This window comes from Pseudoalteromonas sp. SR41-8, assembly GCF_014163915.1.
In the GTDB taxonomy this organism is placed as follows: Bacteria; Pseudomonadota; Gammaproteobacteria; order Enterobacterales; family Alteromonadaceae; genus Pseudoalteromonas; species Pseudoalteromonas rhizosphaerae.
Window position 1 is genome coordinate 108,430 of record NZ_JACJEE010000013.1, and the last position, 17,912, is coordinate 126,341.

The 17,912-nt window shown below is 39.9% G+C and carries 15 protein-coding genes; 11 read left to right on the forward strand and 4 right to left on the reverse strand.

Annotation, left to right across the window (positions count from 1 at the left end; all coding sequences use genetic code 11):
* Positions 1-46: 46 nt before the first annotated feature.
* The 7 genes from H5162_RS10900 to H5162_RS10930 all read left to right on the forward strand — a co-directional run bounded on the left by H5162_RS10900 (position 47) and on the right by H5162_RS10930 (position 7,140).
* Positions 47-1,000 (forward strand): TauD/TfdA family dioxygenase, encoded by a 954-nt coding sequence (locus H5162_RS10900; protein WP_145233043.1) that lies wholly within the window; start codon positions 47-49, stop codon positions 998-1,000.
* A 96-nt stretch (positions 1,001-1,096) separates the two neighbouring features.
* The gene (locus H5162_RS10905) at positions 1,097-2,464 is read left to right on the forward strand and encodes a serine hydrolase (protein WP_182757581.1); all 1,368 of its coding nucleotides are present in this window, start codon (positions 1,097-1,099) and stop codon (positions 2,462-2,464) included.
* Between the two features lie 271 nt (positions 2,465-2,735).
* Positions 2,736-3,293, forward strand: a complete 558-nt coding sequence (locus H5162_RS10910) for a YcjF family protein (RefSeq protein ID WP_145233045.1) — start codon at positions 2,736-2,738, stop codon at positions 3,291-3,293.
* An 87-nt stretch (positions 3,294-3,380) separates the two neighbouring features.
* On the forward strand, positions 3,381-3,554 hold the full coding sequence (locus H5162_RS10915; RefSeq protein ID WP_182731271.1) for a hypothetical protein: 174 nt from the start codon (positions 3,381-3,383) through the stop codon (positions 3,552-3,554).
* Positions 3,555-3,661: 107 nt separating this feature from the next.
* Entirely contained in the window at positions 3,662-5,365 is a 1,704-nt protein-coding gene (locus H5162_RS10920; protein WP_259398210.1) for a cyclic peptide export ABC transporter, read from the forward strand.
* The gene (locus H5162_RS10925; protein WP_145233046.1) at positions 5,362-6,474 is read left to right on the forward strand and encodes a prohibitin family protein; all 1,113 of its coding nucleotides are present in this window, start codon (positions 5,362-5,364) and stop codon (positions 6,472-6,474) included. Before H5162_RS10920 ends, H5162_RS10925 begins: the two co-directional genes overlap by 4 nt.
* Positions 6,475-6,732: 258 nt before the next feature.
* Positions 6,733-7,140 (forward strand): hypothetical protein, encoded by a 408-nt coding sequence (locus H5162_RS10930; protein ID WP_182778509.1) that lies wholly within the window; start codon positions 6,733-6,735, stop codon positions 7,138-7,140.
* 75 nt (positions 7,141-7,215) lie between these two features.
* On the opposite strand, the gene H5162_RS10935 is transcribed toward H5162_RS10930, so the two are convergent.
* A complete protein-coding gene (locus H5162_RS10935) occupies positions 7,216-8,385 on the reverse strand; it encodes an MFS transporter (RefSeq protein ID WP_182778511.1) in 1,170 nt (389 codons plus the stop codon).
* Between the two features lie 301 nt (positions 8,386-8,686).
* Between H5162_RS10935 and H5162_RS10940 the strand changes: the two genes are divergently transcribed.
* From H5162_RS10940 to H5162_RS10950, 3 genes are all read left to right on the forward strand, one after another.
* Complete coding sequence (locus H5162_RS10940; protein ID WP_182778513.1) at positions 8,687-9,631, forward strand: Gfo/Idh/MocA family protein; 945 nt, start codon at positions 8,687-8,689, stop codon at positions 9,629-9,631.
* A gap of 20 nt (positions 9,632-9,651) precedes the next feature.
* Positions 9,652-10,161: a M23 family metallopeptidase gene (locus tag H5162_RS10945; protein ID WP_182731274.1), complete on the forward strand. Its 510-nt coding sequence runs from the start codon at positions 9,652-9,654 to the stop codon at positions 10,159-10,161.
* Between the two features lie 86 nt (positions 10,162-10,247).
* Complete coding sequence (locus H5162_RS10950) at positions 10,248-13,169, forward strand: UvrD-helicase domain-containing protein (RefSeq protein WP_182778515.1); 2,922 nt, start codon at positions 10,248-10,250, stop codon at positions 13,167-13,169.
* A 45-nt stretch (positions 13,170-13,214) separates the two neighbouring features.
* Here the strand turns inward: H5162_RS10950 and H5162_RS10955 are convergent, their stop codons facing one another.
* A complete protein-coding gene (locus H5162_RS10955) occupies positions 13,215-14,162 on the reverse strand; it encodes a sodium-dependent bicarbonate transport family permease (RefSeq protein WP_182778517.1) in 948 nt (315 codons plus the stop codon).
* Positions 14,163-14,292: 130 nt separating this feature from the next.
* Here H5162_RS10955 and H5162_RS10960 point away from each other — a divergent pair, with 130 nt between their 5' ends.
* Complete coding sequence (locus H5162_RS10960; RefSeq protein WP_182778519.1) at positions 14,293-15,258, forward strand: LysR family transcriptional regulator; 966 nt, start codon at positions 14,293-14,295, stop codon at positions 15,256-15,258.
* Positions 15,259-15,296: 38 nt separating this feature from the next.
* Here H5162_RS10960 and H5162_RS10965 read toward each other — a convergent pair whose 3' ends face one another.
* Together H5162_RS10965 and H5162_RS10970 are read right to left on the reverse strand one after the other, a co-directional pair.
* Positions 15,297-16,298, reverse strand: coding sequence for a LacI family DNA-binding transcriptional regulator (locus tag H5162_RS10965; RefSeq protein ID WP_145233053.1), 1,002 nt, complete (start codon positions 16,296-16,298; stop codon positions 15,297-15,299).
* Positions 16,299-16,356: 58 nt separating this feature from the next.
* Positions 16,357-17,883: an MFS transporter gene (locus H5162_RS10970; RefSeq protein ID WP_182718893.1), complete on the reverse strand. Its 1,527-nt coding sequence runs from the start codon at positions 17,881-17,883 to the stop codon at positions 16,357-16,359.
* Positions 17,884-17,912 lie beyond the last annotated feature (29 nt).

Here is a 17,912-nt window from a genome sequence, read left to right on the forward strand (position 1 = left end):
AAAATGTTCTACAGTAAACCTCTACCTATAAAAGGACGGGAATGAAATGGATCAGTTATTAGCAATAGATATGGATTTTTGCACTGACAATAGCGATTGCCGTGTGCATGATATGAGCGCTCAAAAGCAAAGTGGTTTGGCATGGGTTAAAGCCAATACTGACTTAATAAATGATTGGGTAAATCAAGATGGTTTAGCGCTACTGAGAGGGCTAAATATTGTGAGTACTCACCAATTTAGTACTATTTTAGAAACTATTTTTGGTGAGCCTCTAAAGCAGTATGTTTATCGTTCATCGCCACGCACTGCGTTGAAGAATAATATTTATACCACCACAGAATACCATGCAGATCAGGTGATTTTACAACACAACGAAAATGCATATTCGAATAATTGGCCTAAGAGAATGGGGTTTTTCTGTGTGGTGCCAGCGACGACTGGGGGCAATACTCCCTTGGCCGATAGTCGTGCGGTGTATAACCACATACCCATGCGGATCAGAGAAAAGTTTGAGCGGTTAGGCGTCATGTACGTGCGAAACTACGGCGATATTGATTTACCTTGGCAAGAAGTGTTTCAAACACAGAGTAAAAGTGATGTTGAACATTATTGCCATGCAAACGACATACAGTTCGAATGGATCGATGGCGATAAATTGCAAACACGCCAATGCCGCCCTGCTGTTGTCACTCACCCTTCAAGTGGTGAAAAAGTCTGGTTTAATCAAGCCCATCTTTTTCATTGTTCAAGTATGGACAGTGCCGTGGTGCAATCAATGCGAAGTAGTATCGGTGAGGCAAATTTGCCCCGTAATGCGTACTACGGTGACGGCACGGACATTGACCCACAAGACATAGCAGCAATCAATGATGTGTATCGTGGGCTTACATTCTCTTATCAATGGCAGCGTAATGATATTTTGTTGCTTGATAACATGCTGTACACCCATGGACGAGAAGCATATAGCGGTCCTCGAAAAGTACTGGTTGGCATGGCTTAACTGGTTGTTATTACAATAAGTTTACTAAGACTATTTTCACTTTGTTAGCAGTGATGATTTTGGCAAAGAGATGTGGCTATTTACAGGAGAAGAATAATGAAATGGCTTATGCATGTAAAGTTTAAAATTATGATTGTCTGCTTATTAAGTTTGATTTTAGCGTCTTGTTTGCAAAAAAAGAGTGTAGCAAAAAATGTCACTATCACAGCGGCTCAGATAGAAATGATTGCTGCAACAGTGCAAGAATATTGTGACACTTTAGTCTTTTTTGGCACTGTGTATATTACTTCTGCTGATGCGGTTGTATACGAGGCTAATTGTGGACCGCAAAATATGCAATATGATATTGCAAATACTACAGAGTCAAAATACCGAATTGGTTCTAACACTAAAGCATTTGCGGCAACCATGTTAATGAAAATGCTCAAAGGAAAAGATTTAAGAACACAGACTATAGGCGACTATTTACCTTGGTTTCCTAAAAATCAATGTGCGGATGTGTCATTGCACAATTTATTGACTATGTCTTCAGGCATTAATAATTACAGTGATAATGAAGACGTTTATGATAATTATGGTTGGCGGCCGTTTCTTTATGATCAAACGCTAAATTTAAATGGGCCTGAAGATTTCAGTAATCGTTTTTGTACTTGTACAGAACAAGATGAAAAACCGACATTTACTCCGGGCTCTAAGTATCAATATAGTAATTGTAATTATTATTTGGTCGGCAATATTATTGAGCAAATAGCTGCGGGTAGCCAAGGCGATATTGACCGTAACTTTTGGTTCGAAAACCTTCTTAAAGAACAGATATTAGATCCCATTAATATGAACGATAGTGGTTCATTTAGCGCCATTGGCGTGTATCAAAATATGACCACAGGCTATATCTCAAATCAAAACCCATATTTACCACTAGCCAATGGCAGACCGCCATTAGTTGGCGGTCCTGCGCCATACGAGAATATTTTAAAGAATCCTTATAGCAATCCATTGGTACTTTATTCTGCTGGTGATATGTACTCAACAGTGACTGATATGCATAAGTGGGATCAGGCATTATACACAAGTAAAATTTTAGATGAGGCACAAAAATTAGTGGCATTTGCACCTTATTCTAATACCGGTAACAGTACGCAATGCGAATACTATGGTTATGGTTGGTTTGTTACATTTATTGACCCTTTACAGTTTGGCAAAGTTGCCGATTGTCCATCAGATCCTGCTGATGCAAACCTGCGAAAATATGAAAAATTTTTACAGTACTCAGGTAGTTATCCTTATTCATGGGTGACAAGCTTTAACCGTTTAGTGGAACGGGATCAATCAGTGATGGTCTTTAGTAATTACGTTAAAACAGGACTAGAGTCGGACTGCATTGCAAGTGAGATCAGAAATATAATTTTTTACAGTGATAAGCACCGAGAAGATAAGTGCCAAGCGATATTAATTGATGCGTAAAGTTGTGTCGATGAATTGGTGAATGTCAAAAGAATTGAATTGATTAGTTTCTTGTACTGGCTGTGGGCTAAGTACTAATAAAGTTGGAACCAAACCTGAACAAGGAGTGGTTGTAGTCCAATTACTGTTTGCATGTTTATGCAAAGTATTACTTTTCTTTTCATGAATATGAAAAGAAAAGTGAAAAAGGGCAAGTTACTGACTAAAGTTTTACTAGAGCAGTAATTTGGTGGGTTCAACAACTGTTAATTTAATTCATAGAGGAAAAAATATGACAGCGGCAAAAACAGCGAAGGACGAAAAGGCGAATACTGACACCGTTTCTGAGCAACAAGCAGATCTCGTTGAAGCAGAAAATCGAGTTGCTGTAGCGCAGATCATCGTCGATAAGTATAGCAAATGGTCATTTGGCAGCGGACTTATTCCAATTCCAGTGGTTGATTTGGTAGCTTTGACAGGTATTCAAATAAAAATGATTGATGAGATTGCTAAGGTATATGGCCAATCCTATAGTGAGAATAAGCTGCGAGGCACTATTAGTGCGGTAATTGGTGGCTCTTTTCCACAGACATTGGGAGGGGCTGGCTTGAGTAGTTTCCTTAAAGCTATACCTATCATTGGAACGCTTAGTTCCATTGCATTTATGCCAGTGATCTCGGCGGCATCTTCGCATGCAGTCGGTTCTACGTTTATTCGACACTTTGAAAATGGCGGTACATTGATAGACCTTAATTTAGCGAGTATTAAAGGTGATATCTCTGAGATCGCAGCGAAGTATCGTAAAGACAAAGGTGATGCAAGTGCTCAACAAAGCCAAGCTGCAGTGTAAGTAGAATGAGCTAAACCCTAAATAAACCAGCAGTTATTGCTGGTTTATTTATCAATTGATTACAGCTTAACTGAAAAGGAATTAATAATGATCGTCATTTTATATTTAGGATTATGTTTATTGTGTGGTTACTGGGGGCGAAACACTTTTGCAGGCCCGGTAGGCTTTTTTTTGCTGTCGCTGATGCTGACACCTTTTGTCGGTTTATTAATATTAATTTTTGCGCACAAAAAAGATGCAACACATAGCCAAGATACATAACAAGTAATACAGCGACATGGATAACAACGTTTAACGCTCAATTAGTTATATAGCTTAGTTAAACCACTGGTTTTAAAGCAGTGGTAATATTATTCAGCTGTACGTTAATGAGTGTTGATAAAGACCATCAAAAAACAATAAAAGATTCTAAAATGGTATTATACGATTTAATTAGTCGAAACATCACAGTTAAAAAAAGAACTTTTGCTGCGCTAGGTTGTATTTCCGGATTAGCAAATGCCCTCGTTTTAGCGCTAATAAATAATGTTGCGGAAAATATTGCTGATATTCACCGCGAAAATCATATTCTTTATTATCTCGCTTTATTTTCGTTAACCATTGCTATTTATGGCCTCACCCAACATAGATTAATGACTAAAGCTGCAAAAATGGTTGAACAAGCCATAGATGGGTTACGTGTCGAGTTGTTTGAATGTGTTCGTCATACTGAACTGGCGACCTTAGAGAAGATTGGTAAAGAGAAAATTTTTACTACGCTAAGCAAAGAATTACAGACTATTTCTCAGTCTGCGCAACTGTTTGTGATTATAGGTCAGTCAATTAGCTTAGTTTTTTTTACATCTATGTATATTGCATATCACTCCTTTGTGGCTTTCATTGTGTTGGCCGTATTGATTATGCTTGGCGGCAGCATTCACCGGCTTCGGGCAGACGAAATACAAAAGAATATGCAGCAGTCATTTGAGAGCGAAAACAAATTAATTCAACGCTTGTCTGATTTACTCGATGGCTTTAAAGAAGTAAAGCTAAGTGTTCCAAGAGCGGATGATCTTGAATATGAGTTTGCAATGGACTCAGCGCGCGCTAAACGCTCTAAGACGAAAACACAAACTTTGTTTGCCAGCGATTTTATTTTATCGCAAATCAGTTTTTTTGCGGCAACTGGGGCTATGGTTTTTATTGTACCGGTGTTATCGCATGTCTACACCGATGTGGTTATTAAAGTTACCACAGCTTCGCTGTTTTTAATTGGCCCAATCACCAGTATTGTCGGCGGTATTCCTATTTTTACCGCTGCCAGTGAAGCTGGACAAAATGTGTTAGCGTTGGAAAAGGAGTTACAGTCTGAACAGGAAAAAACTCAACATACTAAATCGGCTCATGCTGAGCTCGCAACATTTGAACAGATACAACTAAGTGGTGCATATTATCAGCATAATCGTGCACCTGGAGAACATGCCTTTGTAGTTGGTCCCATTGATTTTCAGCTGCAGCGAGGCAAAATTACTTTTATTACCGGGGGAAATGGGAGCGGAAAAACTACCTTTATTCGTATGCTCACAGGTTTATATGAGTTACAGGCTGGAAAAATACTCCTCGATGGTCAACAGCTCAATGAAACTTCGCTGCAAGGTTATCGTAGCTTGTTTACAGCGGTATTTTCTGACTTTCATTTATTTAAACAGCTGTATGGTATTCACGATACAAAACAACAAGAAATTGATGAATGGTTGGCATTTTTAGAAATGAACACCAAAGTGAGTATCGTCGATGGTCAATTTAGCACTGTTGACTTATCGTCAGGGCAGCGAAAGCGCTTAGCGTTATTGAGTACAATTTTAGAAAATCGACCTGTATATATTTTTGATGAATGGGCTGCCGATCAAGACCCTATTTTTAGGCGTAAATTCTACGAGCAAGTATTACCACGACTCAAAGCAAGAGGAAATACAGTGATTGCAATTACCCATGATGATACATACTTTCATTTAGCCGATGCCCATTTAAAAATGGTGGAAGGGCAGTTAACCGATAATAACGATATTGTAAGCAATGGGGTCTCATCATGAATATTGTCATTACTCCCGATTTGACTCTGTTGGTGCTTGCGGGTTTACTACTTGCATTAATAATCACAAATATCAGTATGCGTTTTATTAAACGTTATAAGCCTAAATTTCATAAACGTATTTTGTCATGGCGTTTTAGAGCTGGGATCACATTACTGGTTTTTATGTTTCTAGGCATGGTGCTGGTGCCAGTGATGTTTATTAAAATTGATTCAGGCCAAGTCGGAGTTTTGTGGAAACGTTTAGGCGGTGGTACCTATTTGGAAAAACCGTTTGATGAAGGAACAGTTTTAGTTCTGCCTTGGGATACGCTAACGCTTTATTCAAGTCGGTTTCAAACTGCTGATGAAACAATTCACGCTATTACTTCCCAAGGCTTACAAATTTCGTTAGATGTGACTGTGCGTTATCGGCCAGTGGTTTCACAAATACCTTATCTACATAAGTTAGTTGGCACGGATTACCTAAAAGAAACAGTACTACCAGAAGTTAATTCTGCGGTGATCATGATTGTATCGCGTTATACGGCAGAGCAAGTGTACGGTAATATGCGTTTACAAGTGCAAAATGAGCTTCTAGATGAAGTTTTAAAGGAACTGCAATTACAAGAGCAGACAATTTTACAGCAAGAAAAAGCGACGCACTCAGGGCAAGTGTTAGTTAATTTGGATGATATGCTGATCAAGCGCGTTAATATACCAGAAAAGGTACATAATGCGATTATCGCAAAAGTGAATCAAAATTATTTGAACGAAGAATACGACATGCGTTTAGTTGTTGCTAGAAAAGAAGCGCAGCGTAAGAAGACCGAAGCAGAAGGGATCCGAGATTTTCAGCAAACAGTCAGTGGTGGTATTTCTGAAACATATTTACGCTGGCGAGGGATTGAAGCTACAGTGGAGTTGGCCAAATCTAACAATAGTAAAGTTGTAGTGATAGGTGGTGGTAAAGATGGTTTACCATTAATTTTGAACACAGAAACAACGCAAGGCTCAGTCGGCCCAAGCCCTGTAATACCTAGTACCACAGCTGAAAAAACGCTAACGAACGATCCTGCTTTACCATTCGTGCAAACGCCTTCCAGCCCAGAAAAAACATTTTATCAGTAATAGCAGCATTATTAGCTCGCATATTAAAAACATAAAGTAGCTGTTTATAGATAAAAAGGTGTCGCTATTGACACCTTTTAGTTGTGTTGCTCAATCTAGTTTCAGTAACAATTCATTTTTATAAAGTCCATAAGTTAATTTTCTTCACCTATTAGGTTTATTTTTATCGTTTGTTGAAATTGAGCTAACAATCTAAAGTTCAATTGTCGGCACCAGATACGACACGATTTAGGCAAATAATCAAATAGGAATATAATCATGAAACGTACACTTATCAAAACTATTGCTCTTAGCTCACTATTAACATGTTCAGCTGTTGCTCTGGCTGATCAAAGTGATTACAAATTAATGGTTATTGAGACAGCAACAGCGCCACAGCCAGTTGAACAATCATTTAATAATTGCGCACTAAACGTTAAATCAAAAAATTACGCGCAAGCAGAAACTATTTGTACTAAAGCGATTGCGTTGCTAAAACAAAGCGAAGGCCCAAAAATTAAATTACGTGAATTAACATCGTTTGCATTAAGTAATCGCGGTGTATCACGTATGATGGCTAAAAATGATACCGCTGGTCTTTCAGATTTATATGAAGCTGCACAAATGGCTGATAGCGCGATGGTATCGCATAACCTTACTCGTGCTAAAGAATACCTATCGTTATAAATTAGGCCTTATTACTTGAATTAAAGCCCCATACTGTTAACTCAGCATGGGGTTTTTGCGTTATTAGGCTATGGCTTATCCTGCCACAGGGGTATTGTCAGTGGAGATGCCTTTAAGGCTTTTGATCAGCATATAAATACAGGTGGTAAATAAACAACCGCCTAAATACAACATAATGCCGTTAGCTGAAGCAAATAGGTTGGCAGCAAGCAAAGGCCCAAAGACCGAGCCAAAGCTGTAACTCAGTAACATAATTTCCGTTGCTGAGACTATTTTTTCGATTGGCAATGCGTCACAGGCTAAGGTGATGGCAATGGGGTAGAGTGCAAAACTTGCAGCCCCTAAAATAAAGTAACTGGCCATCAATACGTTGAAGTGTACAGCTTGCATAATACCAACTACACCCATCGCGCCAAATAAACAAAATAATGCCATTAATAAGCTTTTTGCCATTCGTGTTGATAAATAACTCACCAACGGCTGTACTAACATACCGCCTAAAATAATCACCGCCATCAAGGTGCCAGTAAAAGCGGCCTGCTCACTTTGGGCAGCGATATATACTGGCATTAAACCGTATATTGGGCCAAGTACTAATCCTGATACCAAACAGCCTAAAATTGCTGGGCGACTGAGCTTTTTTAACTCAGTTAATTGTAGTTTTTGCGAGTGCTGACTTTGCGGTTGCCCTGATTTAATCAGCAGCGGTGCTAACATCGCTAAAAGTAATAGAGCAATAACAAACAAATAGGGGAGTGGGCCACTGGTGCCAAGCGGATCGATAGCTAGTTGGCCAACGGCGCTGCCACCGTATAGGGATGTCATATACAGGCCTAATCGTTTAGCTCGTGCTTTGGCAGTGTCAGTCATTAGTAACCAAGATTCAACCACCACAAATACCCCAGCTACGGCGATACCAGCTACAAAGCGGGCTAAAAGCCACACGTTGGCATTAGGTAAAATAAGCTGTGCTGCAACACTGAAAATTAATAACCCCAGAAATGCCAGAAAAGCATGACGGTGGCCTATTCTTGCAACAATACGCTCAATAAAAAAAGCACCAATTAATAAGCCAAGATAAAAGACACTAGCTAACCAAGAGGCAAGTTCATTATCAAGCCCAAAGGCGCTCAATGATAAAGGAATTAGACTCATTAAAAAGCCTGAGGCAATAGCAAAAAAAGACAAACCAATAACAGGTGCAAGTGGGTTATTTGGTTTATGACCGGCAGCGAGCTCAACCATTAAAGAATCCGATTTAAAGGGCATAAATAATTGCGTTGGAGTGTTTTAATAGCTGGCAATTATTTTTGGTTGGTTAATTTTGCGGCGAATTTAATCCGATTTTGAACACAAGTAAAGTTATATTTGAATATTTACTCAACATTTTATTTAGAACACTTAGTTAGGTAAATAAACCGGTTATTTACGTCATTTTGGTATCATTTTTTTAGCGAAATTGTTTAAAATTTGTAGTTGTTTTATCAATCTAAATAATAACTTGGTATGCTGTGTTTTTATTTTTCATCAAGAGGCAGTAGTAAAAATGAACCAGCTAACAATCGCTTTAGTCGGGCTTGGGGATATAGCACAAAAAGCATATTTACCTATTGCCACGCAACATGCACAGATCGATCCTATTTTTTGTACACGAAACCTGACAACATTAACGCAGTTAGCGAAGCAGTATCGGGTTCAAAAGTGCTTTACAGATTACCAAGCGGTACTGGCGTGTAAGCCCGATGGGGTGATGATCCACACTAATACTGAGTCTCATTTTACGTTTGCGAAGCAGGCACTTGAACAAAAAATCGCTACGTTTGTGGATAAGCCATTAGCGTATAGTTTTAGTGAGGTAAGTGAACTTATTGCGTTAGCAACTGAACATAACACGCCATTATTTTTAGGTTTTAATCGTCGCTTTTTACCAATTATGGCCGATATTGCAAAGCCACAAATACGCCATCTTAAATGGCAAAAAAACCGCTTAAATTTACCAGCACAGCCGCGCACTTTTATTTTTGATGACTTCATCCATGTGGTTGATAGTTTATGCCATTTTGCAAATGTAGAGCGTTTTGATCAACTTAACCAGTTACAGGTGTTTTCACAGCTAGATCCACAAGGCTTATTGGCAGCAATACATGTTAGTTTTGAGTTTGAGGGGCGGTTATTTCAAGGCGCTATGGATAGATTAAGTGGCTGCAATGAAGAAGTGGTTGAAATAACCGGTTTGAATGAAAAGTGGCGGTTTGAATCGCTAACCAATATGACCTCTATGGTTAATGGAATACAGCAGAGCGCGATGCAAAATGATTGGCAAGCAACGCTATATAAACGGGGCTTTGAGTCAATGCTAGAGGCATGGCTAACGGCGGTTAAAACGCAGCAGGTAGACCAATTACAGCTTAAAAAAGATAGTTTAACACATGAGTTGTGTGAGTGGCTGGTTGCACACGTATCAAACAATAATGAACTATTTCACTGTTAAACTATTTCAAGGAAGTTGTAATGAAAGTGATGAAGTACATGGGACTAACGTTCTTTACAGTCCTTGTTATTGGGCTGCTCATACCTGAAAAAATAGTGATCCCAGTCAAAGGTGCAACAGCAAATGATTGGCATCATAATACCTTTTGGTATAGCCCTTGGGGTAAATCAGGTGTACACAAAGGGATAGATATTTTTGGCAAAAAACACACGGCAGTGGTTGCTTCGGTAAGTGGTGTGGTGCTGTATTCAGGTGAGCTAAAGCGCGGTGGTAAAGTGGTGGCATTACTTGGGCCTAAGTGGCGACTGCATTACTTTGCCCACTTAGAAAGTTATTCGGTAAGTGCAGGAGACTATGTTGCAGTCAGTGAGCTGATTGGTAGCTTAGGAGACACGGGGAATGCGGCAGGTAAACAACCTCACGTACATTACTCTATTTTATCGTTACTGCCGTACCCATGGTTAATGACCGCGCAAAGCCAAGGCTGGAAGAAAATGTTCTTTTTAAATCCAGATGAAAAACTACGCTAAAATAATTGCCGTTATTTTCACACTTATCCAGCTGATTAACTTAAAATACCGTTAATTCACTCTTTTTATTTAGGAATTCAGCAGTAATGAATTCTATTGCAGTTAGCCTGTTTGGCAGGATATTTTCTAATAAAGCCATGTTGGCGTTTGATCACCATATGTTGACTATTTGCCAAGGTAACTCAACTAGACAAATAAGTTGGAGTGATTTGGAGGCACCGCCGTCGTTTGCTTTCGGCCTGTTTGGTCAAACGATTTCTTTTGTTACGGCACAACAAAATCATACATTTTCGCTGCTGGCATATGGTGCTCACCGTAAATTTCAAGCTGAATTTGAACGCTATTGGGTGAACGCTAATGAAGCTAAGCTTGACACTTTTCTTAATAAAATAACAAAACTGGTCAAGCAGCGATATTTACGCCAGTCTTATGTTAGTCGTATTCAGCGGTTGGCACAGCAAGAGCATGATCGTTGGTTGCCGTGGATAAAAAACAGTCCCGCATTTGTTTTAGTGGATAAAAAAATAAACGTATTAGAGCAATATGCAAACTGGGATGCTGCACTTACCCAGTATCTACAACAAAAATACGTTACTAAGCAACTTAACCTACACCACGCTTTTTTTGACCGTGTTGAAGCAAATCCATTAACACTAAGTCAAAGACGTGCTTGTGTGATTGATGACGATAATAACTTGTTATTGGCTGGCGCAGGCACCGGTAAAACCAGTGTTATGATTGGCAGGGCTGGGTTTTTAGTGCAAAGTCAGCAGGCAAGTTACAGTGATATTTTATTGCTGGCCTATGGTCGCAAAGCTGCTGATGAAATGGATCAACGGATCGAAGATAAGCTCGCCACCGATAAAATAAAAGCCGCTACTTTTCATAGTGTTGGGCTGGCGATTATCTCACAAGTTGAACGTGCTAAACCGACTATGAGTGTATTTGCAGAAGACGAAAAAGTGAAAGCAAAATGGGTGCAGCAGTGCTTTGAATCATTGATTGAAAACAGTGCCGAGTATCGTCATCTGGTTTTAGATTATTTTAGTAAATACTATTATGTTGAAAAAAATGAATTTGATTTTAAAACATTGGGTGATTATTACAGCTACTTAAATGATAACGATATCCGTAGCCTAAAAGGCGACAAGGTAAAAAGCTTCGGTGAGTTATATATAGCTAATTGGCTGTTTTATCACGGCATAGATTATCAATACGAAGCGCCTTATAAAATTGACGTAAAAACCATTGAACGCAGACAGTACAAGCCTGATTTTTATTTACCTGAGTACGATATTTACATTGAATATTACGGCATCGATGACGCTGGCAATACTGCGCCTTACATTGATAAAGCGCAATACCATAGCGAAATTGATTGGAAAAATACCACTCATGCCAGTAATAACACTCACTGTATAGCTTTGACTTATGGGCAACATAAACAAGGTAAGCTGTTAAGCGAACTTGAACAAGCGCTTTTAAGTGCGAGCGTGAAAACACAGATATTGCCCTTAGAATCACTGCTCGAAAGCTTAAAAGAAACTGGCAGGATCACCGTATTAGCTGCGTTATTTAGTCAATTGCTGAGTTTATATAAGGCGGCTTATTTAACTGATGCTGATGAAGTTGATGTCATTAAACGCTCCCTTGACGCCAAACAAACAACCCAAGCGTTGGCGCTATTAAAACCAATTTTATCTAACTACAACGCTCACTTGCAGCAGCGCGGTGAAATTGACTTTGATGATATGATTATCAAGGCAATCGAGTATGTTGAGTCGGGCAAGTTTAAATCGCCTTGGCGTTATATTATGGTTGATGAATTTCAAGATATATCACAGCCAAGAGCACGATTGGTTAAAGCACTTCGCGATAGCAACAAAGGTAGTTCAGTATTTGCAGTGGGTGACGATTGGCAAGCAATTTACCGATTCAGCGGCGCTGATATTAAGTTGACCACTGAGTTTGCAAAGTATTTTGGCTTTACTACGCAAACGGCGCTGGATCTTACGTTTCGTTTTAATAATAAAATTGGTGAAGTTGCCTCAGCATTTATTAGTAAAAATCCCGCGCAGCTTGATAAAACGATTACTTCTTTAACTCAGGTTTCACATCCTAGTGTGTCGTTATTAAGGCGCAGTAGTAATGCGTCTATTGGTTATAAAAATAGTTATTACAGTGACATTCCTGAACTATTAAATGGTGCGATTGATGACATACTCTGCACAATACACAGCAAGGCATGTAAACCCACAACCGTGTATTTTTTAGCGCGCTTTTGGTTTCAGCTACCAACAAATACGGATATTAAAACCATGAGTGTTAAATACCCGTTGTTAAAAATTCAGTCGCAGTCTTTTCACGCCTCAAAAGGTAAAGAAGCCGATCATGTTATTATTATCGGATTACAAAAGGGTAAACATGGTTTTCCATCTGAAAAAGTTGCGCCCGCAATTATCGAAGCTTTATTACCAGCGCCAGAAAACTTCGCTTACGCACAAGAGCGACGGTTATTTTACGTTGCACTAACGCGCGCAAAACACCGCGCCTACATCATTGCTGATATGACCAATAGCAGTTGTTTTGTCTCGGAGTTAATTGCTGAACATGACATAGAACTGGATGAATTTACTAGTGATGTTGATCAATTACATATCGCAGATATAAACTGTATGCGCTGTGATAGCGGGGTATTAAAAAAACACAGTGGTCGTTTTGGGCCATTCTACGGCTGTTCGTTATTTCCGCGTTGTGAGCATAAAGAAAAATCGTGCGAGCAGTGCCAAAGCCCAATGACTCGCAGTCGCTATACAGGGTTTAAATTATGTATAAATACAGCCTGTAACCATCTAGTGCCAACGTGTGATAAATGCGGTGCTGAAATGGTATTACGCAATAGCGCAAAAGGGCAGTTTTGGGGATGCAAAAATTATAAAGGTAATGATCCACTTAGCTGTAAAAATGGCAAAGACAGTAAGTCAATTCAATGGCCCGAGCTTGCTTAACCTATAGACAGATAAGGGCTAAATAGCCCTTATCTATTGTTTAATTTATTGCATCGCAACAGCAAGTTGATGATACAAACCGATACCGATAAGTACGTTAAATGGGAAGGTGATGCCTAGTGAACTGAGCATGGCCAGACCTATATCGGCTTTGGGGATCGCGGCTTTTATAGCTGCAGGCGCTGCAATATAAGATGCACTGGCCACTAAACTCCCCAAGATAACGATTGAGCCTAACTCAAGCGCTAATAAAGTGCCGACACTGACCCCAATCGCGCCTAATATTAATGGACTGATTATAGCAAATAGTGTCAGTTTCCAGTGATGCCAAGGTATAGGGCGTAATGTTTGCGCTGCCGTTAAACCCATTTCGAGTAAAAATAATGCAAGCACGACTTTAAAACTATTGGTTAATAATCCAGTTACTTGGCTGCCTTGCTGTGTGCCATACATCATACCAATAACAACACCGCCTACGAGGAGAATAACGCTCTTATTGGTTAAGGTTTCATGCCAGAGTGCTTTAAGCGATAAGGTATTATCGGCACTATGTTGTTTATTAAGTCGTCGATAAAGTAACAGCCCGACGATAATCGCGGGAAGCTCTAGCATCACTAAATACAGGGTTACTTCAGCACCTACTGCTAGCTGCGCCGATTCAGCATAAGCGAGGGCGACTGCAAAAGTCCCCGCGCTTACGGAGCCATAATGGGCGGCGATACTTGCGCTGTTCGCTACCGAAAGTTTTATCACATATTTTAAAATAGGGTAGAGCATTAAAGGTATAAATGCGCCAAGCAGCATCACCGAGCCCATTTCTGGCAATAATTGCCAACTAAGATTGCCGTGTAATACCATGCCGCCTTTTAAGCCTATGGTCAGCATCAGCAGCAAACTTAAGGTCTCGTAAGTTGCTTTTGGAATAACGAGATCAGAACGTAAAATCCCCGCAACTAAACCCAAAACAAAAAACATTACAACAATATCTGGCACACCTTTCTCCTATTAATTTAAAGTTGCGCTATTGTAGATAAAATCATGCATTGTAAATAATAAAATGATTGGTAGTTAGTTATAGGTTATTATCTATGGGCTGATTAATACCAGAGGGGATGTGATAGCGATGGATTTAAGACATATTTCTTTTCGGCTGCTTGAAGTGTTTATGAGTGTAGTAAAAACCGGCTCGATCAGTGAAACCGCACGGCGTTTACACTTAACTCAGCCAACGGTGTCGCTGCAAATTAAACGTTTACAAGAGTCTGTAGATGAGCCGCTGGTGATTATGCAGCAACAAAAACTGCATGTCACAGAAGCCGGGCATGAGTTATTTAGGACTTGCCAACGCGTGTTTGGCCACTTTGATGATTACAACGATTTTTTAGCTGAACTCAAAGGGGGTGAGCGCGGGCGATGTAAAATCGCCATGGTGAATACCGCACAATATATTTTGCCAAAATTACTCGGGCCCTATAGTAATTTGCATCCTCATGTTGAGTTGCCTCTTGAGATTGGCAATAGAGCAGAGGTGTTAGCGCGCTTTGAACGCGGTGAAGATGATATTTATGTATTTAGCCATCCACCGTCACTTGAACATGCAAAAGCGGCACGGTTTTTAAAAAACCCGCTTGAGTTTATTGTGCCTACTGATCATCCATTAGCTAATCAACAACACGTTGCACTTTCTGAGCTAGTGAAATACCGCTTTTTATTAAGGGAGCCTGGCTCTGCAACCCGGATGTTATTTGAGAGCGAACTGCAAAGACGCGGTTTAGTACTGAGCAACAGCGTGCAAATGGCAAGTAATGAGGCTATTCGTGTTGCAGTATCATCAGGAATGGGAATTGGTGTGCTGTCTCGCCATGTGTTGCCAATAGGAGATCATGGCTTCAAAGTATTAACTGTAAGTGATGCAAGCTTAGCAAGTCATTGGTACTTTGTGATCCGCACTGATCGTCATATTGCTCATGCTGCACGTAGTTTTTTAACATTTGCCCAAGACCACCTTGAACAATACTTAGATGGTCGATGGGTACGTAATGAATTGCATGGGCTGAATCTAAGTTTAGCTGATCAGCAAATTCGTTAGTTGAAAATTCAACCTAGTGAACGAATGATTTTACCGCATTAATTAATATCTGGCGTGGAGTCTCTTAAAACGAGAGTCGGCTGGAATACACGATTAATTGTAATGCCAGGGCGTTTGTAAATGTCTTTAAGTACAAGGTTAGCCGCCATTCTGCCCATCTCTGGGACTGGGTTATCTATGGTTGTTAGAGTCGGGTAAAGGTAATTGGTGAAAATCACGTTATCGTAGCCCATAATGGCGAGATCTTTCGGTAAATTAAAACCGTGTTCTCTGGCGAACTTCATCGCACCTGAGGCCATTTCATCATTGGCACAGACAATTGCGCTAAATTGCGCTTTATTTTCAATAAAATGTTTTAAGCCATCATTGCCGCCGGTTTCTTTAAAGTCGCCAATGTAAAAAAGGCTTTCATCAAAGGCTATATTGTATTCAGCAAGCGCTTTTTTATGTCCTACGAGTCGGTCTGACGCATCAACTTTAAATTGTGGACCCGCAATATAAGCAATATTTTTGTGCCCTTTATTGATCATCGTTTTAGTGGCAAGATAACCGCCCAGAACGTTATCAAGACTAATACAGTTGTCTTTAATTTCCTCAACATAACGGCTCATTAAATAAATGGGGATTTTTCCCTTACTAAGTTCAATTAAATATTCGTCCGAGACTATTTCCACATGGGCAATTATGGCATCACAGTTACGACTGATTAAAAATTCAAAGCCATTTTTCTCTTTGTCTTCATCACTGTGCCCTGCGGTAATAATAACATGCTTACCTGCGGCACGAAGTTGCTGCTCTATCGCCGACATCATTTGGCCAAAGAACGGGCCGTCTAGTTCAGAGACTAAAACACCAACACTACTGGTACGACTCGATGCTAAAGAACGGGCAATAGAACTGGGTTGATAGCCAAGTTGCTGCATTGCTTCGAGCACTTTTTTCTTGGTTTTTTTACTTACATAATCATTGTCGTTCAGAACCCTTGATACCGTAGAGAGAGAGACACCTGCAAGTTCTGATACTTGATAAATTGTAGCCATTAATTTCCTAGCGTTATTATTCGCACTTTATAAAAACGTATTGATAATGAAATATAATTTACACATTACTGCGTCTAAAAGCCAAGTCTTCCGTGATTTTCTGCGTCATTGCGGGTGTCAACGGATAGATAAGCATCAAGGCGGCACCTAAAAAAGCAAATGCTGCGGGGATCCAACTCATTAATAGTTGCATGCCAGGTAATGATTGCGTAATGGTTGCTTCGTTCATGCCGTTATAGCCATAGCCTGCCAATACCACTAATACTAATGCCCCAGCGAAACCGCCGCCAGTTTTTTGCACAAACGTCCCTGCGGAATAAATTAAGCCCGTGGCGCGGCGTTTGTTTTTCCACTCAGAATAATCGGCAGCATCCCCTAACATGCTAAAAAACAGGGTAGGCATCATGGCAGCAAAAAATTCAGCTGCACAACCAAAAGTAAATATGGCAACAATGTTGTCAGCAGGCACCCAATAAAATGCTGTGGTTAATAAGCCACTTAATATTAAAGAGATGATAAATAAATTACGTTTGCCTATTAGTTCGGCAAGTTTACCAGTGGCAAGAGCGCCGAGGATAGACACCACTAATAACGCAACGAAGTACTGGCCTGCCATCAGTTCGCTGCCAACCTGATATTTAAAGTAATAAGCAATTACACCATATTTTATACCGTTGAACATCATGGTCAAAAAGCCCATGCCTAATAAAATTAACCAAGGCTTGTTGGTGAGCAAATCAACCATATCACGTTGAGTTCCCGTTAGATTTTGATGATCTTTGTTGAGTAATTTTTTTATCACAACAGTCATCATAGTCATGATAAATGCAAAAAATAGCCCACTGTAGATTTCGCGATAATAAAAGAACAGGGTAGTTGCCAATAATGGCAGAATAATAAAGGGTAAGTTTTTAGTTAAATCTTTGAGCTCTGATTTTAAATTACCACTGGTTGTTTTGTGGGGGATTACCCGCTCTTTGGTGCTAACAAAAGTGATTACCATCAAAACAATTAGTAATGCTGCAAATAAGTACATGGTTAACTGATAACCTTTGGCGTTATCGCCATCGCCAAAATAAGCAACCAGTTCAGGTAAAAAGCCCATCACTAATAAACCGCCTGCAAAGGCTCCGGCAAAGCGAAAACTCGATAGTTTCGTGCGCTCGGTATCGTCTGGACTCATTACTCCCATTAATGCAGAGTAAGGCACGTTACTCACCGTATAAGCTAACGTTAAGCCTATGTAGGTAATGTAGGCGTAAATTAACTTGTTGGTGTCATTGAAATCAGGTGTGGTGAAACACAACACCATGAACAGTCCTAAAAAAGGAGCAGACCATAAAATCCACGGTCTAAATTTACCAAACCGAGTGGTGGTTCTGTCTGCAATCATTCCCATAATGATATCGGTTACACCATCGGATAACCTAACCACCAAAAATAACATAGCTGCGGCCGCAGCCGATATGCCAAATGTGTCAGTGTAAAATACTGCTAGGTAGGCAAGTGCACCTCGCCAAACTAAGTTGGCTCCGGCATCACCCATCGCATAACCGATTTTTTCGTATAAAGGAATTTTGTTCACTGTGTGTTTCTTATTGTTGTTTTTAAAGG